The sequence below is a fragment of the Pelistega indica genome, from assembly GCF_000506865.1.
GTDB lineage: Bacteria > Pseudomonadota > Gammaproteobacteria > Burkholderiales > Burkholderiaceae_B > Taylorella > Taylorella indica.
Genome location: NZ_AYSV01000067.1, coordinates 17139 through 42217 on the forward strand (window position 1 = coordinate 17139; position 25079 = coordinate 42217).

Here is a 25079-nt window from a genome sequence, read left to right on the forward strand (position 1 = left end):
AAGTTTTTGAGAGAGAGTAAACACTATGTTTGGTTTTTTTAAGCGTTGGCGTTCAGGTGATAAGGATAAAGAAAAACTTGAGCACCAGCAAAATGCTGAGCTGGAGGCGGTAGAGTCAGTACCTGTTGAACAGGAAGAGGTAGCAACGGCAACGGTAATTACACAAGAAACGCCTATTAGCCAAACGGTAGAAACATCTCCCTCTACGATATTGGAGGTAACGCCTGATCCTATTGAGATACCTTCACCAACGCTAATTCCTGAGCCTACTATCAATACTGTGACTAATTTACCTACGGTGGATAGTCAATTACAAGAAGAACAGGACGGGAAAGTACATATACATGTCACACTCAATGAGATGGCGGGTACGATTAGTGATGAGGAATTGGAAGCGGCTGCTCTAGCAGAGATTCCTGAAGATAGTCCGTTGCGATATGAGTCAACTAATCATACTGAGACGGATGAAGATCAAGATGACAATGAGAATACGGGCATCGCTAAACATAGTGAGCCGCAATCTGACGTAGCCATACAATCTGATGTAGCACAAATACCAGTAGAGGTGACTCAAACCACAGAAGTAGTAGAACCTGTAGCAGATGTTATTCAGACTCAAGAAGTCGTATCAGAGATAGAATCTCCTCAAGCGACTGAAGTAGAGCAACAAGCAATAAGCATACTTGATCATGGTGATGAGTCTGTTAGCGGTGGTGAGGAAGTCATTGAAGAGGTCATTCACAGTGCTACGCCTGTGGCAGAAAAAGCATCTTGGTTAAGCCGTCTTAAAAAAGGGTTATCAAGAACAGGGTCTAGCATCAGTGCGATTTTTGTGGGCGTTAAAGTTGATGAAAATCTTTTCGAGGAATTGGAAACGGCGTTAATTATGTCGGATGCTGGACTTGAAGCGACACAATCATTACTGAGCAAATTACGTAGCAAGGTCAAAAAAGAACGCTTGGATAATGCAGCAGATGTGAAAAAAGCCTTGCATCAGTTATTGACGGAACATTTAAAACCACTAGAGAAGCGTTTTATGCTTGACCAGGATATTACTAATGTAGTGATGATTGCAGGGGTTAATGGTGCAGGTAAAACAACATCGATTGGTAAATTAGCGCATCATTTTCAAGAGAGTGGGGCGAGTGTGTTATTGGCGGCTGGTGATACATTCCGTGCTGCCGCAAGAGAGCAGTTAATGGAATGGGGGTCACGAAACAATGTTCACGTGATTTCTCAAGACGGAGGTGATCCAGCTGCCGTGGCATTTGATGCGGTCAATGCAGGTAAGGCACGCAAAATGAATGTTGTGATGGTGGATACAGCAGGACGCTTACCTACCCAAACTCATCTCATGGAAGAGCTCAAGAAAATTAAACGTGTAATTAGTAAAGCAGATAGTAGCGCTCCCCATGAGGTACTCTTAGTGGTTGATGGTAATACAGGACAAAATGCTTTAGCACAAATTCGTGCTTTTGATGCTGTATTAGGCTTGACGGGACTAGTAGTTACCAAACTAGATGGAACAGCCAAAGGTGGAACATTAGCTGCTGTAGCGGCAGGAAGCCAAGGTGTAAGACCTATACCTGTTTATTGGATTGGTGTCGGTGAAAAATTACATGACTTACAACCATTTGTGGCGAGCGAGTTTGCGAGTGCGTTATTGGGTGAATAGTGTAATTTACTAGTTAATTCAAATTTATAATAGTGATATTTATCATAGTGACATCACTTGATATATCGCAAGAAGTACAAAAAGGGGAGCCATATTAAAATAATATAGCTCCCTTTTTTTTGTTGAAGTATAAATTCTTTTAACTATTAACTAAACTGAATCTTACGAGGAAGTTCTTTAAGTACCTTATCTGAGTCTTTTTTCAAACGGCTAATTTGAGCAGATAACCAACCCACGGCAAACCAAGCTTCTGGATACTTGTGCGTAATACTAGAAAAGTAACTTAATGCCGTAGAGCAGTCATTTAATTGTCCAAATACTTCCTGAGCATTCGCTAATTTTTTGACATAATTGTTTAGACTAGCATGTCCCTCTAGACCTTCATAAACATTTAGCCCATAACGCATACGTTTGATTTTTTTACGTAGATCATGATATGACTCAATGTCAGAGCGATCATTCTTTTTCCAATGATGAACAATACTGTTATTCCATTTATTTAAACGTTTTTCTAAAATTTTACGTAAAGAATACTGATTTAATTGACTAGGAACGAGAGGGATAATATCTAAAAAAGGTCTATCTAGTGTTGTTTGTGTTGGCACAGGTAGAACACTAATGTCATCATTATTCGTCGTAGAAACGGTATTGTTTTGTTCTTTATCGCTTACAATATCAGTTGTAGTAGATGAAGCTTGCTGATTTTCAAGCATCACAGATTCTGCCGATGGGCTTACTTCGGCTAAGGCAGCAGTTGATGTTGTCTCTGAGACTATTTCGTCCTCTTTTTCGTTAGATGCTTTTTCTGGTATAGGGTCAGTGTTAGGTGCAGTGGCTACCCAAGCTAATAACTTAACTAAAAAGGTTTGGAAATCTACATCACGAGCTAGTTCGGAAGCTGTTCTTCCTTGATAATGATCAAGCTCAAGATGTGGCATACCAGCTTTTTCTAGAGGTGGCATAATGGTTTCTAACATGACATCTGTATCACGTGTTGCCCCAAAGTTACCTAGAAATACCTTTAATTCTTGTCTAAGAGACTCGTCTGGTAAGTGGGCATAGCCGTCTAATAGTTTCCAATTGGAGGCTAGGCGTCGCATCCCAATGCGTAGCTGGTGTACATGTTCAGGCTTGGCAACTGTCATCACATCTCTAGTATCTACTTCAGCTAGATAAGCCGCATTAAGTGCCATTTGCTCTAGGCATTCTTCGGTTAGACGACAAAGTGCTTGAGTAGCGTTTAAATGCTTGGGTAATGTATAATTGACCGCTTTGCGCTCTGCCCAAAAACGTTGTGTTTCTTGTTGTTCAACGATTAATTGGTGCTCATTATCAGTGGTATTGATTTTGTGCATCATATTAGCGAGTGCATCGCCACGATGAGATTTACTACGTGTATCTAGTATAAGTTGATAATCATTTAACCAACGTAATCCCAAATCGAACATTGCTTCGATACTGCCAGATTTAAGCTCAAACTCTACTTCGTTAATGGGCAATTCTAGGCGTCCAGCACGAACAACACCTGTATCAAATGCAATTTCTACTGTGCCTTTTTTGGTGCGTTGTTTTTTAAACAGACGAGTAACATCTGTTTCATAACGCAACTCTAATGGTTGTGTTAGGTTGGCTAGCACGGCTTCTGCCACAGTGCCTGCGTAAAGGCTTAAATCTAGTACAGGACCTGGGCGATGATGGTTTAGCTCAACGCGGCTTAAACTATTTGCACCAGCCATTTTTAATGTTTGAACCCAATCAGTGCCTTCTTGACGTAAACGAATAGCGACCTTAGCTTTGGCTAATTGACGATCACTGGTATCAAAATACATAGCACGCAATGTAATACTTTCTGCTTTTTCAAGGGCTTTTTTAATTTTTAAGCGGCTTTGCGGAGGGATATGTAATTTAAGTTCTTGTTCAGACATGGGATATTTTCAGAAATTGACAATGGCTTAATCTTACCATTTAAACTATAACAAGGGGGTGTCAATAAGAGTTTTACTTATATTGGTAACAAACTTGTCATATTATTTGTGTAAAATATATGTCCTTTTGTAAGGGGTTTTGGTGTGAGTCCCTTATCTTGCCAAGCGTAGGATAAAAAGAAAACCTAGCTAACATAGTGTCCAATAGGCTAATGTGTTAGCTAGGCTATAACTAAGCTAATGCTTTATAGTGTTTAGTTAAGTGTATGATGTTGTGTCAAATAATTGCTTAACTCTTGGGTTTGCTCTGTGGTTAATAATAAACCCAAACGAGTGCGTCGCCATAGTATATCTTCAACCGTAGTTGCCCACTCATGGTTAATGAGGTAATTGACTTCATTTTCATATAAATCATGACCAAAATGACGTCCCATATCCTCTTTGCTTTGGCATAAAAAATCACGACTTAATGTACCATAAGCTTTGCTATAGCGTAGACTTAGTGCTTCGGATAGCCATGGGTACTCTTGTCGAAGTTGCTGTGCAAATGTTTCTGGGCTGTCAATATTTCCCCCTGGAAGCTTTTCTGTTGCTGTCCAAGCTTGTGATTTATGGGTAAAGGGAGCAAGTTTTTCTAGTGCGTGCTCGGCTAAACGGCGATAAGTGGTAATTTTGCCACCATAAATGGAGAGTAGAGGAGGTTGTTGACTACCGTTGCCACCACTTAAATCAAATACATAATCACGAGTGACCGCTGAAGCTGATCCTGTGCTGTCATTATATAAAGGTCGGACACCAGACCAAGAGGAGACAATATCAGTACGGGTTAACGGTTTATCAAAATACTCGTTAATCAATGTGAGGAGATAATCTGTTTCTTCGTCACTAATGGCTACCTTATTAACATCACCTTTATAGTCAATATCTGTTGTACCAATCATGGTGAAATGGTCTCGGTGAGGTGTTGCAAATACTATTCGATTATCTTTGTTTTGCAAAATATAGGCATGATTACCCGGGTAAAATCTTGGTACAACAATATGACTACCTTGAACAAGGCGTAATTTATTACCCTCCTGCTGTGGGCGAATTAATTGGTCTAACTGTTCTACCCAAGGACCAGCGGCATTGATTAGAATATTTGCACTAACCGTAAAATTAGGCTTGTTTTCTGGTGTGATAGTGATAGACCAGTGTTGATTAGTATGATCAACAGCCGTTACTTGGTGTCTTGTCAGTATAGTTGCACCATGTTGTTCAGCGCTTTTTGCATTCAGAATAACTAGGCGAGAATCATCTACTTGGCAGTCTGAATAAATAAATCCTTTGGTATATTTGGATTTTAAGGCTGCTCCATAATCGTTGTTCTTACTTAATGGAATGAGAGAAGAACCCGGTAATCGATCAGAACGTTTAGCTAAATGATCATATAAAAAAAGTCCACAACGGATCATCCATGCAGGACGTAAATGAGGTTCATGAGGAAGCACAAAACGTAGTGGTTGAACCAGATGAGGGGCAATATTTAATAGTGTTTCACGTTCGGAAAGTGCTTCACGAACCAATCTAAACTCATAGTGTTCTAAATAGCGTAGACCACCATGGATAAGTTTGCTACTGGCGGATGATGTAGCACTGGCTAAATCATTTTTTTCACAAACAAGGACTTTTAACCCACGACCAGCAGCATCTCTGGCAATACCGACTCCATTGATGCCACCACCGATAATACAAATATCATAGTGTTGCTGAGCATTTGGTTCTGATGTTTTTATCATATAAAACTGGTTATAAAAAAGTATTAATTAAGACTAATGGAAAGGGTCTTTTTCAAATCACTGAGTGATTTTTGTAGTTTTTTAGTATTGGTTTCCGAAAACTGGCTGAAGGCTTCTTGGATATATGCATCATAGGCTTTTTGCATTTTGTTAAATGCTTTTGTTCCTTTGGGAGTTAAGCGAACAAATGTGCTACGACGATCTTCTGTACTAAGAATGCGTTCAATCAGCTCTTCTTTTTCCAGTTGTGTTGTGATTGTCGTAATATTGCCATTGCTTACCATTAGGCGAGAAGAAAGTTCTCCCATTTTTAAGCCATTTTTTTGTCCAGCCAACTGTGCCATTAAATCATATCTCGGTAAAGTGACATTAAATTGTTGGCGCATTTTATCGCGAACGTAATTTAGAACTAGATTGTGACAGGCTTGCAGACGCAACCAAAGCGCTAAAGATTGGTTTGATTTTTCGGTAATTCGGGTTTCTACATCAAATATCATCACATGTCTCCTTGGTAATAGGAACTAAGCCACTCTTAAGTTGTTTAATTGTATGAATAAAAGAATGTATAAAAAATCAAGCATAAAACTTTTATGCTTAAACGAGTTTGATTATAAACCTTTTTTGTGAAGTTTAAATAGCATGTTTAAGACAATCATCATAGTTAATTCCCCGATAACAAAACATTAAGGTGAAAAATCAAAGGATTATTCGCTCGAAAAGGGGTAAAATGACGGCTTATTAGTGAAAAAATATCCAATATTGGGAATTAACATGAGTTCAGCAGAAGAAATGTCTAGTGATTATCAAATTGCTAGTGTCAATGAGATTGTAGAAGAACTACGCCAAGGTCGCATGGTCATTTTAGTGGATGAGGAAAATCGCGAAAATGAGGGCGATTTATTAATGGCCGCTGATTTTATTACACCAGAAGCGATTAATTTTATGGTGACGCATGCGAGAGGGTTGGTATGTTTGACCTTGACTCATGAGCGTTGCCAGCAATTAGATTTGGCCATGATGACAAACAAAAATGGCTCTGGGTTTGGCACTAATTTTACCTTGTCAATTGAAGCTGCAGAGGGTGTGACAACGGGTATTTCTGCTGCTGATCGTGCTCATACAATTAAGGTAGCGGTAGCGGCTAATGCTAAACCAACAGATATTGTTCATCCCGGGCATATTTTCCCTGTGCGTGCCGTGCATGGTGGGGTATTAATCCGTGCAGGTCATACTGAGGCGGGTTGTGATTTAACTAAAATGGCGGGTTTAACGCCAGCAGCGGTGATTTGTGAAATCTTAAAACCTGACGGCACGATGGCTCGTTTACCAGATTTGATTGAATTTGCTAAGCAACATCAACTAAAGATAGGTACTATTGAAGACCTCATCCAATATCGCAGTGAACATGAATCTATGATTCAACGTATCTCTGAGAAATCGCTTAATACCCCTTGGGGTGAGTTTAAAGCAGTGGCTTATCGTGATAAGGCATCAGGAGCACCACATATTGCGTTAGTACATGGCGATATTAGTGCAGATAAAGAAACACTTGTACGTGTGCATGAGCCAGTTACTGCATTGGACTTCTTGGATTGTGACAGCATTGCACATAGTTGGACAATGGATAAGGCATTAAAACGCATTAAGCAAGCAGAGCGTGGTGTGGTTGTTTTATTAAATGCCCAAGGATCTGAACATCGCTTATTGTCACGCTTAGAAGCCTGGAATGATGCTCAACCAAGCACATAAAAAAGTGGCTGAACGATATGATTTGAGAACGTATGGTGTAGGCGCACAAATCCTACGAGATTTAAATGTAGGTCAAATGCGTTTATTATCAGTTCCTCGTAAAATGCCAAGTATGTCTGGTTACTCCTTAACTGTGACTGGATTTGAAACTGATGAATTAGAGTGATTTGTCATAAATTTGATGTGATAAAGCGAGTATAATAGCCACAATATTCACTTGATAAAGGAATCGACCATGAAACCATATACTTTAGAACCTAATCGCAACGGTGAGGGATTACATATCGGTATCGTATGCGGACGTTTTAACGAAGAAATCGGTTATGCAGAGCTTAACGCTTGTTTAGATGAATTAGGTGAGCTAGGGGTTGATGAAAGCCAAATTATGGTGGTCACAGTTCCTGGTGCTTTGGAGATGGGCTTAGCCTTACAACAAATGGCATTAAGCTATGAGTTTGATGCATTGATTGCATTAGGTGCGGTGATTCGTGGTGAAACTTATCATTTTGAAGTTGTGAGCAACGAGAGTGCTGCGGCGATTACACGCGTTGGTTTAGATATGAATATTCCTATCGCAAATGGCATATTAACATGTGAGACTGATGAGCAAGCCCAAGAGCGTGCCGAAACCAAAGGTCGTGATTGTGCGGTATGTGCAGTAGAAATGGCGAATCTAGTCGAAGCATTAATTCCAGAGTCTGATGATGACGAGGAATATGATGACGATGATGATTACGAAGATGAAGACGAAGAATAAATAATTAGGAAAAAAATGGCAATAAAAAGTAGAAGTGCTCGTCGTAGAGCGCGTGAGTACGCTTTACAAGGTATTTATGCGTGGATAGTAAGTGGTTGTGTGCATCAAGAGAAAGGTGCCATTGATGCACATATCCGCTCTGATGAGGAATTTGCATCAGCGGATGAGGGATGGTACAAAACGATACTTTATGGTGTGTTTGATCAAGCGGGTCAATTAAGAGAAAAGTTCTCTCGCTTTATTGATCGTCCAGTTAATGAGCTGTCACCGATTGAACATGGGGTATTGTTATTGGCAACATTTGAACTATCTGAGTCAGTGGATGTCCCTTATAAAGTTGTCATTAATGAGGCGGTAGAATTGACCAAAGAGTTTGGTGGTACCGACGGGTTTAAATTTGTTAATGGTGTTTTGGATAAATTAGCGGCCGAATTACGGCCCATTGAAGTGAATGCTAAGTCATGAGGACCACTTCAGGAATGAGTGGTGAATTTGATTTAATCAAAAAATACTTTTCACGAGTCAGTGCACAACAGGCTCACTCTAGACACCAACAAGTGTTGCTAGGAGTAGCTGATGATTGTGCACTTTTTACTTGTACAACAGGCAAAACAATAGCAACAAGTAAAGACTTATTATTAGAAGGTCGTCACTTTTTTTCTGATGTAGATCCTTATCGCTTAGGGCATAAGTCGTTAGCTGTTAATTTATCAGACTTGGCAGCTATGGGAGCAAAACCAATAGCCTGTTTATTAGGCTTAGGTTTACCTCGCCTAGATGAGGCATGGTTATCTGCCTTTGCGGATGGTTTTTATCACCTATCTGAGCAATTTGCTTGTCCCTTAATTGGTGGTGATACAACGCGCAGTGATAAGGGTATTATCATTAGCGTGACTGTTTTTGGTGAGGTGAGCCCACCCTATTTAATGCGTAGTCAAGCAAAAGAAGGGGATGTGATTTGGGTAAGTGGCGAGTTAGGTGCGGCACATATAGCGTTACAACTCTTGTCTAAGGCAGTAGAGGCACCTTTAGCTTATGATGAACAACAATTATTGAACAGTACAAGAGGGGCATTAGAGCAGCCAATGCCAAGAGTGTTGCTAGGTCAAGCGTTAAATGGTATTACCCATGCCATGATTGATATTTCAGATGGCTTAATCCAAGATTTAGGACATATGCTCCAGCAAAGTCAGGTATCAGCTTGCATTTATGAAAAACAGTTGCCCGTCAGCCCTCTGATTAAGTCCTTACCATTGGCAGTTATCCGAGAGGCGGTCTTATCAGGCGGAGATGTCTATGAGTTATGTTTTACGGCACCAGCCAGTAAGACTGATAATATTCAGCAAATAGCTAAACAATTGGCTATTCCAATCACAGCGATTGGTACAATTCTTCCAAATACTTCTAATGATAAAAATAAACTGATAGTATTAGATGAAAATAATAGTGAAATAAATATGCAGTACAAAGGGTTTGACCACTTTGCGTAATTGATTATTTAATGATTAATGAGAAAATATATGCAGCAAGACAATCAACATATAGAGACTAGTGAAACGGTGTTTACGCCTAGTTTTTCTTGGATGAAGCAATCAATAATTCGTTGTATTGGTTTTGGGTTTGGTGCAGGACTTATTAAAAAAGCCCCGGGTACATGGGGGACATTATGTGGGTGGTTGCTTTGGACCATTATTAGTTATGTGATTAGCAATGATTTTATTTTGGCATTGATTATTTGTATTGGCTTTGCGGTAGGTATTTATGTTTGCCAACGTCTTCAATTAGATATGCAAGAACATGACCACGGTGGTATTGTTTGGGATGAAATTATTGCTTTTTGGTTGGTTTTATTTGTGATGGCACCACAATTGTCTTTTGCATGGCAACTATTTGCTTTTGTAGTATTTCGTTTCTTTGATATTGTTAAGCCTTGGCCAATTAGCTATGTCGATGCTAAATATCAAAATGGATTTGGCGTGATGTGGGATGATATTGTCGCTGCCATTTATAGTCTATTCATTATTGCGATTGCTGTTCGAATTATCGGCGTATAAACGTTTTGTATAAGATAGTTTTAGTCTCTTCCTTTGTTAAGTAGGAGAGTAGGATTGTTTCGTCAGAATTTGTTTAACGTATAACAAAGGATATCGCTATGGAACACAATGTATTAAGTCACTTGTCTTTGCAAGTAGGTGACTGTTTAAAGCGCCACAACGCTATCTTATCGGTTGCTGAGTCTTGTACGGGTGGATTATTGGCATCTACTGTCATTGAAACAGCAGGATCAAGTCAGTGGTTTGATCGTGGATTTGTCACTTATACTAATCAAGCTAAGCAAGATTTATTAGATGTAAAAAGTATAACTCTTGAGACCTTTGGTGCAGTCAGTGAAAATACAGCCGCAGAGATGGTGAGAGGGGTATTAACTAATATTCAATCATCTTCTGGGTACCAAACAGGACGCTTAGATATAGCGATAAGTGTGACTGGTATTGCTGGACCAGATGGTGGTAGCCCGGCTAAACCCGTAGGAATGGTTTGTTTTGGAATTGGTATATTGTCGAATTATCAACAACTAATTCGCACTACAACCCAGTTTTTTAAGGGGAATCGTAGTGCGATTAGGCAACAATCGGTTAAGTTTGCGCTAGAGCAGGTACTAGCGATAGACTATGACGGGCTTCGTTAATAGCATCTCTTGTTGAAGAGGCTACTTTTGTCGCCGCTTCTCTCCAATCGGTTCCTGCACTTGCATAGAGAATAGCTCGTGATGAGTTAATCAATACGCCTGTTGTTTTAGAATTGCAACCTGCCAATACTGTATTTAAAATATCACCGCCTTGGGCGCCAATTCCGGGGATTAAAAGTGGCATATCATCGCCAATTACTTGACGCACTTTAGCGATTTCCTCAGGGAAGGTGGCGCCAACGACTAAGCCACATTGTCCAGTTGGGTTCCATTTCTCGGCGACTAAACGGGCAACATAGAGATAAAGAGGAGTACCGTCTTCTAGCTTAGCAAACTGTAGGTCAGACCCGCCTAAATTTGAGGTACGGCACAGGATAATAACCCCTTTGTCATCCCAAGCTAAGTAAGGCTCAATAGAATCTAAACCCATATAAGGATTTACTGTTACTGCATCTGCTTTGTATCGTAAAAAAGCCTCTTTGGCATAATGTTCTGCAGTTGTACCAATATCACCTCGTTTGGAATCTAAAACGATAGGGAGGTGAGGATAGTTTTTATTGATATATTGGCAAATACCAGCTAATTGGTCTTCAGCACTTTCAGAGGCAAAATAAGCAATTTGAGGTTTAAAGCCGCAAGCATATGGCGCTGTTGCATCAATAATATTTACGCAGAAATCATAAATTGCATGCTTATTATTTTTAACCTCTTCAGGAAAGCGATTGACATCAGGATCTAATCCTATCATCAACAAAGAGTTGTTTGTTTGCCAAGCATGATTAAGTTTGTCAGTAAATTTCATGATTTATAAGAATACTCGTTTAATAACAAAATAAGCCCAAGTAATGGCGACTAGAGATAAGCATAAAAAGATAGCAGCACTAGCCATATCTTTTGCTCGACCAATATACTCATCGTACTCATTGCTAATGCGATCTGCCAATGACTCAATAGCTGAGTTTAATAATTCAATGGCTAAGACGATAAATAACGTTGCCAAAAGAAACAAAACCTCAAGTGGTGTTTGTCCTAAAAAAAACGCAACTGGTGTTAACACAAGGCAGAGGAATAACTCTTGTCTAAAAGCCGCTTCAAGCTGAAAAGCTGCTTTGAAACCTTGAAATGAATAACGGGTTGCATTCCAAATTCGCTTTATACCCGGTTTACTTTTAAAGGGATTTTCTGTGGTCATGTATAAAAAATTATTAATATTTTTCAGTTGGCTTATTTTAAGACATTCGACTGTTAATATGGCTGAAATTAGCGCAAAACTAAAAAAAGAAAATTTATTCATAAAAAAAGACACAGATTGCAAAACAATCTGTGTCTTCTTCTATCGTTGAGGAGTGAATTTCGGCGTGCAGATTTTTTTATGTATGATGAGTGAGTGATTTTTTCCTGCTTAAAAAAAATCTGCACGTCAAAACTAAAAATATAGATTGGAAAATCTAATCTATATCGTGTGCAAAAAATTTATCGAAAAAAGACACAGATTGCAAAACAATCTGTGTCTTCATGCTGAAGGGGGTTCAGCGGGTAAAACTAGCTAAGGCTTTGAATTAGAAGCCCATGCCGCCCATACCACCCATGCCACCCATATCTGGCATTGCAGGAGCAGGTTTGTCTTCTACAATTTCAGTAACAGCGGCTTCAGTTGTTAATAGTAAGCTTGCAACAGAAGCAGCATTTTGTAGTGCTGTACGAGTTACTTTTGTTGGGTCTAATACGCCTTGTTCAACTAAGTCACCGTATTCACCAGTCGCTGCATTGTAACCAAAGTTACCTTTACCTTTAACTACTTCATTTACCACAACACTTGGCTCTTCACCAGCGTTGGCTACGATAGTACGTAGAGGAGCTTCGATAGCACGAAGGATTAATTTGATACCTGCGTCTTGATCAGCATTTGAACCTTTAACAGCAGCAATAGCGTCTTTTGTACGTAGTAAAGCAACGCCACCACCAGGAACAATACCTTCTTCAACAGCAGCACGAGTAGCGTGTAAAGCATCTTCTACACGAGCTTTTTTCTCTTTCATTTCAACTTCAGTTGCTGCACCAACACGAATAACAGCAACACCACCAGCTAATTTAGCTACACGCTCTTGTAGTTTTTCACGGTCGTAGTCAGAAGTCGCTTCTTCGATTTGACGACGGATGTGTTTAACACGAGCCTCAATATTTTCTACAGTGCCGTAACCATCAATAATGATTGTGTTTTCTTTACCCACTTCGATACGTTTAGCTTGACCTAATTGTTCAAGAGTTGCTGTTTCTAAAGAAAGACCTGTTTCTTCAGAAATCACTGTACCGTTAGTAAGGATAGCGATATCTTCAAGCATTGCTTTACGACGATCACCAAAACCAGGTGCTTTAACAGCAGTAGTTTTTAAGATACCACGAATATTGTTTACTACTAATGTTGCTAATGCTTCACCTTCAACGTCTTCTGCAATGATTAATAGAGGACGGCTAGTTTTAGCAACTTGCTCTAATAGAGGTAATAGGTCACGGATGTTACTAATTTTTTTGTCAAAAATTAGTACGAATGGGTCATCAAGAGCAGCGATTTGTTTTTCTTGATTGTTGATGAAGTATGGAGATAGGTAACCACGGTCAAATTGCATACCTTCAACAACGTCTAATTCATTTTCTAATGATTTGCCGTCTTCAACAGTGATTACACCTTCTTTACCAACTTTATCCATTGCATTAGCGATGATTTCACCGATTGATGTATCGCTATTTGCAGAGATAGACGCAACTTGTGCAATTTCTTTAGAAGTTGAGCTTGGACGAGATAATTTGTGTAACTCTTCAACAGCTACTGCAACCGCTTTATCAATACCACGTTTTAGGTCCATTGGATTGATACCTGCAGCAACGTATTTTAAACCTTCTTCTACGATAGCTTGAGCTAATACAGTCGCTGTTGTAGTACCGTCACCAGCGTTGTCAGATGTTTTAGCCGCAACTTCTTTTACTAATTGCGCACCAATGTTTTCAAATTTGTCTTTTAATTCAATCTCTTTAGCAACAGAAACACCGTCTTTTGTTACTGTAGGAGCGCCGAAAGAACGTTCTAGTACAACGTTACGACCTTTAGGACCTAATGTTGTTTTTACAGCATTAGCTAAAATGTTTACACCACGTACGATACGTGTACGAGCATCATCACCAAAAAATACTTGCTTTGCAGCCATGTTTGATTCCTTTAAGATTGCTTTGATTGTTCAAAGCGATAAATTAATTTTTAAGTTAAAAGCAGAAATTAAGCAAATACAGCTAAGATTTCTTCTTCACGAACAACTAATAATTCTTCGCCATCAACTTTAACAGCTTGACCAGCGTATTTACCAAATAACACTTTGTCGCCAACTTTTAAGTCAACAGGGATAATTTGACCGTTATCGGCTTTTTTGCCTGGGCCAACAGCAATAACTTCACCTAAGTCTTGTTTCTCTTCTGCGCTACCTGCAAGGATAATGCCAGATTCTGTAGTTTTTTTTGTTGTCAACACGTTTGATAATAACGCGATCTTGTAATGGACGTAATGACATGGAAAGCTCCTGGTTGTCAAAAAATAAGTATAAAAAATTTTTCTGGATTAGGTTTAGCACTCTAACCCCTTGAGTGCTAATTATAGGGGTGATTTTTGACATTTCAAGGGGGTATGATTAATTTGTTACATTTTTAATACTTTTCTCTTCTTAAATAAGAAGAGTGAATATAAAAGGCTCTATCTTTATCTCAAGATAGAGCCTTACTTTTTAATAAGATACCAATCTATGAAGATTAACGTACTGGTAATCCGTAGTGTAAACCACCGTTAGTCCATAAATTATTTAGACCACGAGGGATTTTTAAAGGACTATTTTGACCTACATTGCGGTCGAAACTTTCACCATAGTTACCGACTTGCTTAATTAGGTTATAGGCCCATTTTTCATCTAAGCCTAAGTTTTTACCGGAGCCTTCAGTTACACCAAGTAAGCGTTGAATATTTGGGTTAGTACTTTTTAATTGTTCATCTACATTCGCACTAGTCAAACCAAGCTCTTCGGCATTTAGCTGTGCTTGAAGTGTCCATTTTACAATGTTGTACCATTGATCATCCCCTTGACGTACAAAAGGACCTAAAGGTTCTTTAGAAATTAACTCTGGTAATACTTCGTAATCGTCTGGATTAGAGAGGCGAGAAATACGGATAGATGCTAGACCTGATGCATCTGTGGTGTATACATCACAGCGACCAGAAGCAAAAGCATTGACGACTTCATTGAATTGATCAAAGACAACAGGGGTGTATTTGATATTGTTTGCACGAGCCCAGTCTGCCATAGTATTTTCATTAGAAGTACCTGTTTGCATACATACTGTTGCACCATCTAATTCTTTGGCACTTTTAACACCTAATTTTTTAGAGACTAGGAAGCCCTGACCGTCATAGAAATTAACACCAGGAGATTGGATGCCCAAAGCTGTATCTCGTTGTTGAGTAACTGTTGTATTGCGAGTTAATACATCAATTTCACCTGACTGTAGTGCCGTAAAACGCTGTTGAGAGTTCAAAGGTACGTTTTTAAACTTTGTGGCATCCCCAAAAACAGCTGCCGCTATTGATTTACATAAATCAATGTCTAATCCTTTCCATTCACCTTTGTCATCAGGAGCAGAAAAACCAGCAAATCCTGTTGTTGTACCACAAACTACATGCCCACGTTGTTTAACAGTGTCTAATGTTGATGCTTGAGCATGTGTGCTCGCTAAGACGAGAGCAATACTCGCTAGTGTAAAATGGATTTTTTTCATGAAAAGCCCCTATCAGTAATCGTAAGTATTAGACAATAAAGTATTCTACTTTATAACGGCAAGATTTTTTATACGAAAATTTTATATAAATATAGCAGAAAAAATAAGATATCTAAAAGAAACTTTTAGGCTAGAAGGGGGATTTTATGAGTAAAGTTTTTGGGGTTATATAAATAGACAGGATATGTTTGTTTAGGATATAAATGTTCTGTTAATCTATTCAAACCATTTAGCTAGGAACTTATACATTGGTTGGGCAACAATCAGAATAAAAACCATACGTGTGACATGGAAAGCTGCCACAATAGGTACTCCTAGCATCAATACTTTGGCGGTAATCGTCATTTCTGCAATACCACCAGGACTAACACCTAGCATCATAGTACTAAATTGAATATTGGCTAGCAAGGATAAAATATAGGCGAAAATCAGCACTCACAACTAGAGCAGCAACTGTGGTTAATGCACTAACCGTTAAATATCGGGGTGCTTTTTTAAAGAAATCAGGACCATATTTGCTACCAAGAGACCAACCAATAAATAATTGTCCAGTGCTTTGAATCATCGGGGAAAGGTGCGTTAGGTGAATTTCATTACTTGTTAACAGTAGTGATGCACCGAGTGAACCGAGTACCCAAGCATTAGGTATGTGGAATTTTGAAAAAAGGAAAATTCCTACAGAGGTAATAGCGATTAACTGTAATAGTCCCCAGATATTGAAGTGGTAACTTAGGCTAGCAGGACTGGCTATATCTCCGTGTACACCTAGCATTTTGTATATAAATGGTAAGGTTACTACAACGAGTAAAACACGAACACTATGAGATGAAGCGACACTATCTACTCTTGCGTGATAATGTTCGGCAAGATTAGACATTTCACTTGCGCCGCCAACAGCACCAGCAAACCATGCTGTTTTGAAATCCACGTGTCCCCAATGTTTTAAGCAAAAAGCATTAAACATGCTAAGTAGTAGAGCAAATAAACAGCCTAAGACTAAATAAGGCCAGAAATTAATAATAGTAGTAACTGTATGAGGGGTGAAATATAAACCTAATGAAGTACCAATAACCCATTGACCTAGCTTACGAAAAATATTGTGGGATTGGGAAGGAACCCCCATCATTGAAGTGACGGCTGTTATGAGTAAAGGACCTATAAGCCAAGGTAACGGGGCGTTAAGGAATTTAGCGAGTAAGGCTCCACCTAGTGCGATCAAAAATCCAAGCAGATAAGGAGTAATTCCTTTTAGTGTCAGATTTCTTAGCATAGAGTAGAGCCTTTTTTATTAAATAAACAACTAATTAGCGGGTGCTGTTACTACTTTTTTACGCATTTTACGCATTAAAGGAGGAACGATACCAACTAATGCCGCAGCAATCCACAAACCAATAGATAATTTACTTTCAAATAGAATACCAATATCACCATTAGTCATAGATAAGGCACGACGTAAATTTTGTTCCATCATATCACCTAAGACAACCCCCAGAACAAGAGGAGCCATCGGCACTTCAAATTTACGTAAGAAATAGCCTACAATCCCAATTACCACCATTAACACTAAATCAAAGGTTGTTCCGTTAATCGCATAAACACCAATGAAGCTGATGGCTAAAATGCCAGGGACAAGTAACCATGGTGGAACACGTAGCATTGCTGCAAATATCTGTACCATTGGCACGTTCATCAGGAAGAGCATCACGTTAGCAATAAAGAGTGAAGCAATAAGTCCCCAGACGATTTGAGGTTGTGTATCAAATAACACAGGACCAGGCGTGATATTGTATAAAGTCAATGCACCCATCATTACAGCTGTTGTACCAGATCCGGGTACACCAAGTGTTAACATAGGAATAAATGAACCTGTTGCAGCTGCATTATTGGCAGCCTCAGGTGCAGCTAAACCACGGACATCACCTTTACCGAACTTGGCTTCAGGGTCTTTACCCTCAATCATTTTTTTCTCATTTGCGTACGCTACAGCAGATGCTACACTCGCACCAGCACCGGGTAGAATACCAATAAAGAAACCTACTACACTCGCACGAATGGTTGTCCAACCAGTTTTGCAAAGTTCAGCAAAATTAAACATTTTGCGAGTGCCTTTAGGAACTTCAATTGAATTGCCTGATAAAAGGTTTTCTAGCATTTGAAGCATTTCAGCAATAGCAAAAAGCCCGATGACGACAACAACGAAATCAATACCGTCAGCAAGATTTGGTAGGTCAAATGAATAACGATAAACACCAGAGTTTGAGTCTACACCAACAGTAGAAATAGCAAGACCTAACATAGCGGCAAGAATACCTTTAACAGGTTGTTCACCTAGTAAACTGGTTAATGCAGCAAATGCGAAAACCATCAGCACAAAATATTCTGCCGGACCAAAAGCAATCGCCCACTTAGCGAGAATAGGTGCTAATGCCAGAATGCCGAAAGTGGCAATCATAGAGCCTACAAAAGAAGCCCAAGCTGATAGTGATAAGGCTACACTTGCTAAACCTTGACGTGCCATAGGGTAGCCGTCAAGTGTTGTCATCACAGCGGCAGCCTCTCCAGGAACATTTAATAAAATAGACGTAATACGTCCACCATATTCAGCACCAACATATACTGCTGCTAATAAAATCAATGCTGTTTCTGGAGGAAGTTTCATCGCAAAAGCAATGGGTACTAGCATCGCTACGGCATTAATTGGACCCAAACCAGGTAATACCCCAACAATAGTACCGATAAACGAACCAATAGCAGCTACTAATAAGTTAATCGCAGAAAAAGCAACCCCAAACCCTAATCCTAAATGATCAAAGAAGCTACTCATAGAAGATCTCCTAGAATACCTGTTGGAAGTACCACATCTAATCCTTTATCAAATAAGAAAAAGAATAAAACAGCCATACAGACAGCACCTATAATTGCTTTGCCCCATGAACCACCAAATAGGCGAGAAACAAAGACGGACATAATAGCGGTTGAGAGTACAAATCCTAACCATTGGAATAAAAAGGCATAACCAACAACATAAATCAGCATAGTGAAAATACGGAAGTTAGCACCCGCTGGATTGGGCTCAATATCTTTACCTTTTTTCAAAATAAGGAGAATGCCACAAATACCGATAATTAGCGCAATGAGAAGAGGGAATGCTTTAGGACCAACTGGCTCATAAGAGAAAGGAGGCTCTAAATCATACCCAAAGTACGTGAGAAATGCCGCAACCAATAGGGCAGCAAATCCTAGGACACGGTCATTTAAAACCATAAAGCACCTAATTTGAGAAATGTTTAAATGGATAACTCACAAAGAGGTTATCTCTTTGTGAGTTTTTTGTGAAAAATAAGAATTAATTATTTTTTGATTAAGCCAAATGAGTCGGCTAACTCTTTGTAGTTTTTAACACTTTCTTTAACATAGGCATCTAATTCAGCACCTGTTTTATTGAAAGGGAATAAGCCTTGTTGCTCTTGTAATTTTGCAAATTCAGGCGTTTTCATTAAATCATCAAATGATTTAACCCATACGTTATATTCTGCATCGCTAATTTTTGGAGGAGCGTAGAAACCACGAATGATAGGCCAGTTAATATCGTATCCTTGTTCTTTAGCTGTAGGAACATTAGCTAAGACACCAGGTAAACGTTCTGTATTGAATACTGCTAATACACGGATTGGTGTACCACCGTCAATCATTGTACGAGCTTCAGCTGCATCACCCATATAGGCTTGGATATGACCGCCACGTAGTGCTGTAATAGCTTCACCACCGCCTTCAAAGGCAACAAAGCGCATTTTTTTGTAATCAACACCAGCTGCTTTTGCTGTTAAAGCGGCTTTCATCCAGTCTTGGCTACCAACAGAACCACCAGCACCTAAAATGATTTTTGTAGGATCTTCTTTAAAGGCATCCATTAATGATTTTAGGTCTTTATATGGTGAGTCATCACGAACAACAGCAACACCGTAGTCACTACCAATAGCGGCTAACCAACGAACATCTTCAGCTGTGTATTTACCAAACTTACCTTGAGCAAGGTTAAGTAAAGAACCACTAGAGAAAGCAACGATAGCATTAGGATCATTGCTGCGTTGAGCAACGATATTGTTGTATGCTACAGCACCAATACCACCTGGCATATAGACAGTGCGCATTGGTTCTTTTAGCAATTTAGTTTGTTGAAAACCATTTACAGCAACACGACAAGTTAAATCAAAGCCGCCACCAGGCTGAGCGGGAGCAACACATTCAGGTTTTTGTGGCTGTTCTTGTGCAGAAACAGATCCTAAGAAAGAAAAGCTTAATACACTAGCAGCGAGTAAAGCTGTTGATTTTTTAGTAAATTTCATCGTCATCTCCATGTTGAAGGATTATTTTTTAATCAGTGTCATACCTTAACGAATGAAACCTTTCGATTAGCTTTCAAAATGCTTAATTTTTTTGTAATCTAGGGAAATCCCTAGCATTTTTTAGGAAAAATAAGACGTACTTTTAAGCCTGACATGAAAGAAGAGGGAAGAAATTCTAACTGTGCTTGGTTAATGTCAGCAATAGTTTGCACAATGGCTAAACCTAGTCCAGATCCTTGTTGCTCACGGCCAGCACTACCTCGTCGAAAACGTTTACCTGCTGATGCAATGTCTTCTGGGCTCATGCCGGGACCATTATCTTCCACTTGCAAAATAAGCGTATCGGGTTGTTCAATAATTGATGTAGTGATTTGAGCCCCTCTAGGACAATACTTGATGGCATTACCAATTAAGTTACTAAGAGCTTCTTGGATGAGCCAAGCTACTCCTTGTATATAAAGAGGTTTATTGGGTATGTCCATTCCGTAATCAATCTTTTTCCGTCTTGCAAAAGGTAGTAAATCATTAACTGTTTTACTTGTTAATTCACAAATATTCAATATTTCTTGTTGTTGATTAAGGGAGGCGGCATCAGTAGCATTTTGTACTTTAGCTAATGTTAGTAATTGATTAGTTAAATCAATGGTATTACTTAGCCGTAGCTGAGTAGCGGATAAGACTTCGTCCATTTCTTGATTATTGTGAGTGAGGCTACGCGCATAACTAATTTGTGTATTGAGTATGGCTAAAGGAGTCCTTAGCTGATGAGCGGCATCATCTAAGAATTGTCGCTGTAAATGAATACTTTTTGCGTAACGATCAATGTGAGTATTAATCGCTTTTACTAATGGCGTAATTTCAGATGGAAGCTCCTCTTCGACAATTGGGCGTAAATCATTATCATTGCGTTGAGCAATTCTTTGATTAAGCTGTTGTAATGGGCGTAAAGTAATCAAAATACCGACGTAGATAATAATTATTAATAGCACAATAATGAAAAGATCTTTTCCCACAGATTGCCACAGCATCACATTGAGAAAATTAGTTCTTGCCTGTGATCTTTCTGCTACTTGGATAATCAGTCGTGTATTAGGAGAGTAACTCAAAGGTGTTTTGGGATGTATAGCAATAGCGGCAATCCTAATATTCTCGCCGAAATATTGACTATCATAAAAAACAGGCTTATTACTAAGCTCCATATCTTCTGGTAAGGGAATGGAAGCATAACCAATTTCAGTTAAACCATCTTCGGTCGCCACACGGAAATAGACAGGACTTTGTGTCGTTAATTCCAGTAGCTCAAATAAATAAAAGGGTTGCTCCATAGAAAGCCCACCATTCTCTGTTTTGACATTGACTTCAATGGAACGAATAGCACCTGCTAGTGTACGGTCAAAGGCTTGTTGGACTTGTGTTTTTAATTTATGGATAGAGCTTAGCCATGAAGTAATCATCACTAAAATGACGATAGGTAGAATGAACCATAATAAGGTGCTCTTTAAACTTTGTTGTTTATGCATCTAGCGAGTCCAATATTGGTTCGAGGCAATAGCCAATTCCTCGTAAGGTGGTTATTTGGACATCACTTCCTTGTAATTTTTTGCGTAGTCTATGTACGATGACTTCTACGACATCTGGTGTAAGTTCTGTATCGGGATCAAGCATTCTATCGAGGATAAACTGCTTATTAACAGGCTCTCCACTTTTTTGGATGAGAATACGCAACACTTCATTTTCTCTTGGCGTTAGGGACAGGTGTTTTTGCTGGAGTAAGAACGATTTAGTACTGTGGTCATAGTGTAAACTAGCGCAAGACATTTGTGGTTTATCACGACCACGGCTACGACGAATGAGAGCAAATAGTCGAGCGACTAATTCCTCAGTCATAAACGGTTTGGGTAAAAAATCATCTGCCCCCATATCTAATACTTGGACACGAGAGGACAGAGAGTCATTAGCAGTGAGTACCAGAATGGGGGTGCGGTTATCATCGGCGCGTAGTCTACTTAACAAGGTACGACCATCCATACTAGGTAAGCCCAAATCCAAAATAACGGCATCAAATTCTTCGACAGATAGCCGTTTGAGAGCAATTAGTCCATCATTCGCCCACTCAATATTAAAACCTGCATTTTTATGCAAGCTTTTTACGAGCCAGTGAGCCAAATCAGGTTCATCTTCGACTAATAAGATACGCATATATTCAAATTAAAGAAGTGGTTTTCTCTATTATAGTTTGACCGCCACTATTTTTGTAGAGGTCATAAGTAATGATAGATATAGTATCTGAGTGAATGAGCGATGTATATTGGGTTGTTTAGCGTATCCAGTGATAGTGAAATGAATGAGCAGGGAGTTAGCTTGTATATGGTGTTGTTTATAGTGGCAAGTAAAAGAATATATAAGTCACAGAAAGAAGCGTAGAAGGAAGAAAATAAGTGTTGAGATGAGAGTGAAAACTATTATGTGACCCAGAACGGATAGAGTTGTATTGGCTTATGTACTATAATGACAATTCACCTTTTTCTTTGTAAGAGGCCTTAGAAATAGTGTGAACAAATCTTGTTATGGAGACTTTTAAATGTTCACTTTTCAAACGCTTTCTACAATTAGTTTATCTTTGTTTGCTGCAACAGCAGTTATGGCTCATAATCACCAACATGAGAAAATGAGTCATGATCATCAACATCATCACGCATCAGCTACTGTTTCAAAAGAGAGCGCAGAAGCTGTAGAGTTTAGTCAGTGTTGGATTCGTTTTAGCGAGCAAGGTAGTTCTGCATTGTATATGAAAGCTAAGAATAATGATGTGAATAAACCAGCTTATTTAGTGGGAGCTAAGTCTGATGCTTTTGAACATATTATGTTGCATGAAAGTTATCAGCATAATGGTATGACGGGTATGCGTCATCTTAATGAAATCGAAGTTCCTGCTGGTAAAGAAGTTGTGTTTACACCGGGTAGTTATCACCTTATGCTAATGTCGCCAAAAGCGGTAAAAGTAGGCGATAACGTCCACATTACTTTTTCTTTAAGTAATGGTCATGAACTATCAACGCAATGTTTAGTAAAACCATTAACTGCTAAATCATTTGGCAATTAATGTGTATTTATTAAATTAAATAGCAAAACTAAGGGGGTAGTAATACCCCCTTAGTTTTGTTAATACTGTACATTCTCTTATGACTATTTTTAGGCAGTTAATGACTGGTTGTAAGCATTGATATGCTCAATAATAATATGGTTAAATTCGTGTGGTAAGGCAAGGTTCATCCCATGAGAGGCAGGTGTTAGAACAAAACTCTTGGCTTGTGGCCATAAGGTTTGTAAGGTGCGATTGATCTCGGGGAAGGGGGCAGGACTATCAGAACCACCCATTAATGTGATGGGCAGCTTGAGAGATTCTAGCGTTGATGATATGAGAAAAGGTTTCTCATAGCGTTGTAGAAAAAGTGTATGGGCATTTTCTCTTACCATTTCCTTGAACCATCGTACCATTTTTTTATAAGTACCTTCGCCACTGACAGAGTCAATGAAAAGTGCGAGTCCCTCATCTAATTTTCCTGCGTGAATAAGTTGTAAGGCTTCTTTTTTAAATGCAATTCCTTCTTGTAATTGCTGATGATCACGAATACCGGGATCTGCCAGAATTAAAGAACTGATACTTTGCGGAGTGGTTAAAGCAAGATCTAGAGCAACAGCGGCACCACGGGAATGTCCTAAGATATGTGCTTTAGAAATTTCTAGCTGTTGTAATAATGCTGCAATATCTTGCGAGTGTTGCTGGTAGGAAAAGTCATCAACGCTTGTCAATGGAATAGGAGCGTAGTGTCTAAGACTAGGTGCAATTACTCGAAAGTGTTTAGCGAGTTCTGGGATTTGCCATTTCCAATAACGGTAATCACAAAGTGAACCATGAATTAAGACGATAACATCAGATCCTTGTCCATTATCTGTATAGGCAAGACGAGTATTATTTATGATGATTTCTTTTAAGTTTAAACTTTCAGTGTTCATAAAAAAAGTCGCCTTTAGAGATAAAGGCGACGTAAATTCTGTAAGTAAAACATTAGTACATTGATAAACGCTCTTTGGCTGTATCAGCGGCTGGTGTACCAGGGTATTCTTTAATCGTGCGTTGCAGAGTGGCTTTGGAACCATCAATATTATTAAGTTCTAATTGGCTTCCTGCAATCACTAATAAAGCGTCGCCAGCTTTACCGTCTTTTGGATAGGCATGAACCATTTCATTTAAAACTTTAATAGAGTTTTTGAAATCACGATTGGCATAACGGCTACTACCTTCGTAGAACATAGCACTAGGAGTGAGAGGGCTAGAAGGGTAAGCTGAAGAGAAGTTGGCTAGTGCCTGTGAAGCACCTGCGTAGTTGCCTTGTCTAAATAAGTCTAATGCCGCATCGTAAGCGCGTTGTTCAGTTGGATCACCGACCTGTGCTGATGGACCAATATCGTCATTTGCACGTGAAGCTAATGCTTGTGATTGACCAGCATTACCTAAAGATTCAATTTGTCCTCTGATTTGACGAAGTTCGTTTTGTAATTTTTGAACTTGTTGTGCCAAGTCATTACGAACCATATCACTTTGTTTAAGTTGAGAACGTAATTCTAAGATAGCACGACGTGCTTGTTCGTCTTCTTGAGCCCAAGCAGGTTGTGTCACACTGAAAAAAACTGATAGAAAGAACAAGAGCAAGAGTTGTGTTATTTAGCATCATGGATGGTCTCGTAAAATAAAACGCCGCAATAATATTAAACCATTGCGGCGTGTAGACATTTAATGTCGGTATAAAACCGCTAGAAATTAACGAATGTAGTTAATGTCAGCACGACGGTTTTGAGCATAAGCTTCTTCAGTTGTACCAGTAGCTACTGGACGCTCTTTACCAAAGCTAACTGCTTCGATTTGAGCAGCGTTAACGCCTTGTTGAGTTAATTGATTAGCAACTGCTACTGAACGACGTTGACCTAATGCTAAGTTGTACTCTGAGCTACCGCGTGCGTCAGTGTTACCTTCGATACGGATACGTTGTGCACTGTTAGCTGCTAAGTATTGAGCGTGCATTTGAACTAAAGGTTGGAATTGAGATTCAACAACATAGCTGTCAAACGCGAAGTATACTGAACGTTGTTGAGCTAATGGGCTATTTGGATTGAATGGATCCATAACAGCTGAACCGTTAGCACCAGTACCAGCACCAGTACCGTTAGCATTAGTGTCAGTAGATGTTGATGAACACGCAGCTAAAGTTGCTGCGATTGCCGCTACAGATAGAATTTTTGCTAAAGACATAGCATTTCCTTTTTAAATTATAAACAAAACAAACAAA

25 protein-coding genes and 2 pseudogenes are annotated in these 25079 nt (G+C 39.2%); 9 read left to right on the forward strand and 18 right to left on the reverse strand.

Features of this window, described 5'->3' with window-relative positions; genetic code table 11:
• The first annotated feature begins 25 nt into the window (after nucleotides 1-25).
• Entirely contained in the window at nucleotides 26-1675 is a 1650-nt protein-coding gene (ftsY, locus tag V757_RS29180; RefSeq protein ID WP_023950205.1) for a signal recognition particle-docking protein FtsY, read from the forward strand.
• 146 nt (nucleotides 1676-1821) lie between these two features.
• On the opposite strand, the gene V757_RS19465 is transcribed toward ftsY, so the two are convergent.
• The 3 genes from V757_RS19465 to V757_RS19475 form a co-directional block, all read right to left on the reverse strand.
• Nucleotides 1822-3600 (reverse strand): CYTH and CHAD domain-containing protein, encoded by a 1779-nt coding sequence (locus V757_RS19465; protein ID WP_023950206.1) that lies wholly within the window; start codon nucleotides 3598-3600, stop codon nucleotides 1822-1824.
• A gap of 254 nt (nucleotides 3601-3854) precedes the next feature.
• On the reverse strand, nucleotides 3855-5378 hold the full coding sequence (gene glpD, locus V757_RS19470; RefSeq protein WP_023950207.1) for a glycerol-3-phosphate dehydrogenase: 1524 nt from the start codon (nucleotides 5376-5378) through the stop codon (nucleotides 3855-3857).
• A 23-nt stretch (nucleotides 5379-5401) separates the two neighbouring features.
• On the reverse strand, nucleotides 5402-5875 hold the full coding sequence (locus tag V757_RS19475; protein WP_023950208.1) for a MarR family winged helix-turn-helix transcriptional regulator: 474 nt from the start codon (nucleotides 5873-5875) through the stop codon (nucleotides 5402-5404).
• A gap of 274 nt (nucleotides 5876-6149) precedes the next feature.
• Between V757_RS19475 and ribBA the strand changes: the two genes are divergently transcribed.
• The 7 genes and pseudogenes from ribBA to V757_RS19505 all read left to right on the forward strand — a co-directional run bounded on the left by ribBA (nucleotide 6150) and on the right by V757_RS19505 (nucleotide 10573).
• The gene (gene ribBA / locus V757_RS19480; RefSeq protein WP_390621558.1) at nucleotides 6150-7127 is read left to right on the forward strand and encodes a bifunctional 3,4-dihydroxy-2-butanone-4-phosphate synthase/GTP cyclohydrolase II; all 978 of its coding nucleotides are present in this window, start codon (nucleotides 6150-6152) and stop codon (nucleotides 7125-7127) included.
• 13 nt (nucleotides 7128-7140) lie between these two features.
• Nucleotides 7141-7293: pseudogene (locus tag V757_RS29920) on the forward strand (bifunctional 3,4-dihydroxy-2-butanone-4-phosphate synthase/GTP cyclohydrolase II); the annotation flags it as partial.
• A gap of 69 nt (nucleotides 7294-7362) precedes the next feature.
• Nucleotides 7363-7884, forward strand: a complete 522-nt coding sequence (ribH, locus tag V757_RS19485) for a 6,7-dimethyl-8-ribityllumazine synthase (protein WP_023950209.1) — start codon at nucleotides 7363-7365, stop codon at nucleotides 7882-7884.
• Between the two features lie 15 nt (nucleotides 7885-7899).
• Nucleotides 7900-8349, forward strand: coding sequence for a transcription antitermination factor NusB (nusB, locus tag V757_RS19490; RefSeq protein WP_023950210.1), 450 nt, complete (start codon nucleotides 7900-7902; stop codon nucleotides 8347-8349).
• Between the two features lie 14 nt (nucleotides 8350-8363).
• The gene (gene thiL, locus V757_RS19495) at nucleotides 8364-9374 is read left to right on the forward strand and encodes a thiamine-phosphate kinase (RefSeq protein ID WP_023950211.1); all 1011 of its coding nucleotides are present in this window, start codon (nucleotides 8364-8366) and stop codon (nucleotides 9372-9374) included.
• Nucleotides 9375-9404: 30 nt separating this feature from the next.
• Nucleotides 9405-9938, forward strand: coding sequence for a phosphatidylglycerophosphatase A family protein (locus tag V757_RS19500; protein WP_023950212.1), 534 nt, complete (start codon nucleotides 9405-9407; stop codon nucleotides 9936-9938).
• Nucleotides 9939-10036: 98 nt separating this feature from the next.
• Nucleotides 10037-10573 carry a CinA family protein gene (locus V757_RS19505; RefSeq protein WP_023950213.1) on the forward strand — a complete coding sequence of 179 codons (537 nt, stop codon included), beginning with the start codon at nucleotides 10037-10039 and terminating at the stop codon, nucleotides 10571-10573.
• Here V757_RS19505 and pyrF read toward each other — a convergent pair.
• The 12 genes and pseudogenes from pyrF to V757_RS19555 all read right to left on the reverse strand — a co-directional run bounded on the left by pyrF (nucleotide 10521) and on the right by V757_RS19555 (nucleotide 21930).
• Entirely contained in the window at nucleotides 10521-11375 is an 855-nt protein-coding gene (pyrF, locus tag V757_RS19510; RefSeq protein WP_023950214.1) for an orotidine-5'-phosphate decarboxylase, read from the reverse strand. The genes V757_RS19505 and pyrF overlap by 53 nt on opposite strands.
• Nucleotides 11376-11378: 3 nt before the next feature.
• Nucleotides 11379-11765, reverse strand: coding sequence for a diacylglycerol kinase (locus V757_RS0113735; protein WP_031274349.1), 387 nt, complete (start codon nucleotides 11763-11765; stop codon nucleotides 11379-11381).
• A gap of 367 nt (nucleotides 11766-12132) precedes the next feature.
• Nucleotides 12133-13776: a chaperonin GroEL gene (gene groL, locus V757_RS19515; protein ID WP_023950216.1), complete on the reverse strand. Its 1644-nt coding sequence runs from the start codon at nucleotides 13774-13776 to the stop codon at nucleotides 12133-12135.
• Between the two features lie 68 nt (nucleotides 13777-13844).
• Nucleotides 13845-14133: pseudogene (locus V757_RS19520) on the reverse strand (co-chaperone GroES).
• A gap of 235 nt (nucleotides 14134-14368) precedes the next feature.
• Entirely contained in the window at nucleotides 14369-15385 is a 1017-nt protein-coding gene (locus V757_RS19525) for an amino acid ABC transporter substrate-binding protein (RefSeq protein WP_023950217.1), read from the reverse strand.
• A gap of 216 nt (nucleotides 15386-15601) precedes the next feature.
• Entirely contained in the window at nucleotides 15602-15766 is a 165-nt protein-coding gene (locus tag V757_RS29185) for an AbrB family transcriptional regulator (protein ID WP_245586968.1), read from the reverse strand.
• A 4-nt stretch (nucleotides 15767-15770) separates the two neighbouring features.
• On the reverse strand, nucleotides 15771-16655 hold the full coding sequence (locus V757_RS19530; protein ID WP_245586969.1) for an AbrB family transcriptional regulator: 885 nt from the start codon (nucleotides 16653-16655) through the stop codon (nucleotides 15771-15773).
• A gap of 30 nt (nucleotides 16656-16685) precedes the next feature.
• Nucleotides 16686-18209, reverse strand: coding sequence for a tripartite tricarboxylate transporter permease (locus tag V757_RS19535; RefSeq protein WP_023950218.1), 1524 nt, complete (start codon nucleotides 18207-18209; stop codon nucleotides 16686-16688).
• Nucleotides 18206-18649 carry a tripartite tricarboxylate transporter TctB family protein gene (locus V757_RS19540; RefSeq protein ID WP_023950220.1) on the reverse strand — a complete coding sequence of 148 codons (444 nt, stop codon included), beginning with the start codon at nucleotides 18647-18649 and terminating at the stop codon, nucleotides 18206-18208. Before V757_RS19540 ends, V757_RS19535 begins: the two co-directional genes overlap by 4 nt.
• Nucleotides 18650-18735: 86 nt before the next feature.
• Nucleotides 18736-19743 carry a Bug family tripartite tricarboxylate transporter substrate binding protein gene (locus V757_RS19545; protein ID WP_031274352.1) on the reverse strand — a complete coding sequence of 336 codons (1008 nt, stop codon included), beginning with the start codon at nucleotides 19741-19743 and terminating at the stop codon, nucleotides 18736-18738.
• Between the two features lie 98 nt (nucleotides 19744-19841).
• Nucleotides 19842-21251 (reverse strand): sensor histidine kinase, encoded by a 1410-nt coding sequence (locus tag V757_RS19550; protein WP_023950224.1) that lies wholly within the window; start codon nucleotides 21249-21251, stop codon nucleotides 19842-19844.
• Nucleotides 21244-21930 (reverse strand): response regulator, encoded by a 687-nt coding sequence (locus tag V757_RS19555; RefSeq protein ID WP_023950226.1) that lies wholly within the window; start codon nucleotides 21928-21930, stop codon nucleotides 21244-21246. Before V757_RS19555 ends, V757_RS19550 begins: the two co-directional genes overlap by 8 nt.
• A gap of 382 nt (nucleotides 21931-22312) precedes the next feature.
• Between V757_RS19555 and V757_RS27460 the strand changes: the two genes are divergently transcribed.
• Nucleotides 22313-22834, forward strand: a complete 522-nt coding sequence (locus tag V757_RS27460; protein WP_023950228.1) for a copper chaperone PCu(A)C — start codon at nucleotides 22313-22315, stop codon at nucleotides 22832-22834.
• 89 nt (nucleotides 22835-22923) lie between these two features.
• Here the strand turns inward: V757_RS27460 and V757_RS19560 are convergent, their stop codons facing one another.
• From V757_RS19560 to pal, 3 genes are all read right to left on the reverse strand, one after another.
• Nucleotides 22924-23748 carry an alpha/beta fold hydrolase gene (locus tag V757_RS19560; RefSeq protein ID WP_023950230.1) on the reverse strand — a complete coding sequence of 275 codons (825 nt, stop codon included), beginning with the start codon at nucleotides 23746-23748 and terminating at the stop codon, nucleotides 22924-22926.
• 52 nt (nucleotides 23749-23800) lie between these two features.
• Nucleotides 23801-24412: a tol-pal system protein YbgF gene (gene ybgF / locus V757_RS19565; protein ID WP_023950232.1), complete on the reverse strand. Its 612-nt coding sequence runs from the start codon at nucleotides 24410-24412 to the stop codon at nucleotides 23801-23803.
• Nucleotides 24413-24553: 141 nt separating this feature from the next.
• Nucleotides 24554-25042, reverse strand: coding sequence for a peptidoglycan-associated lipoprotein Pal (gene pal, locus V757_RS19570; RefSeq protein ID WP_023950235.1), 489 nt, complete (start codon nucleotides 25040-25042; stop codon nucleotides 24554-24556).
• Nucleotides 25043-25079 lie beyond the last annotated feature (37 nt).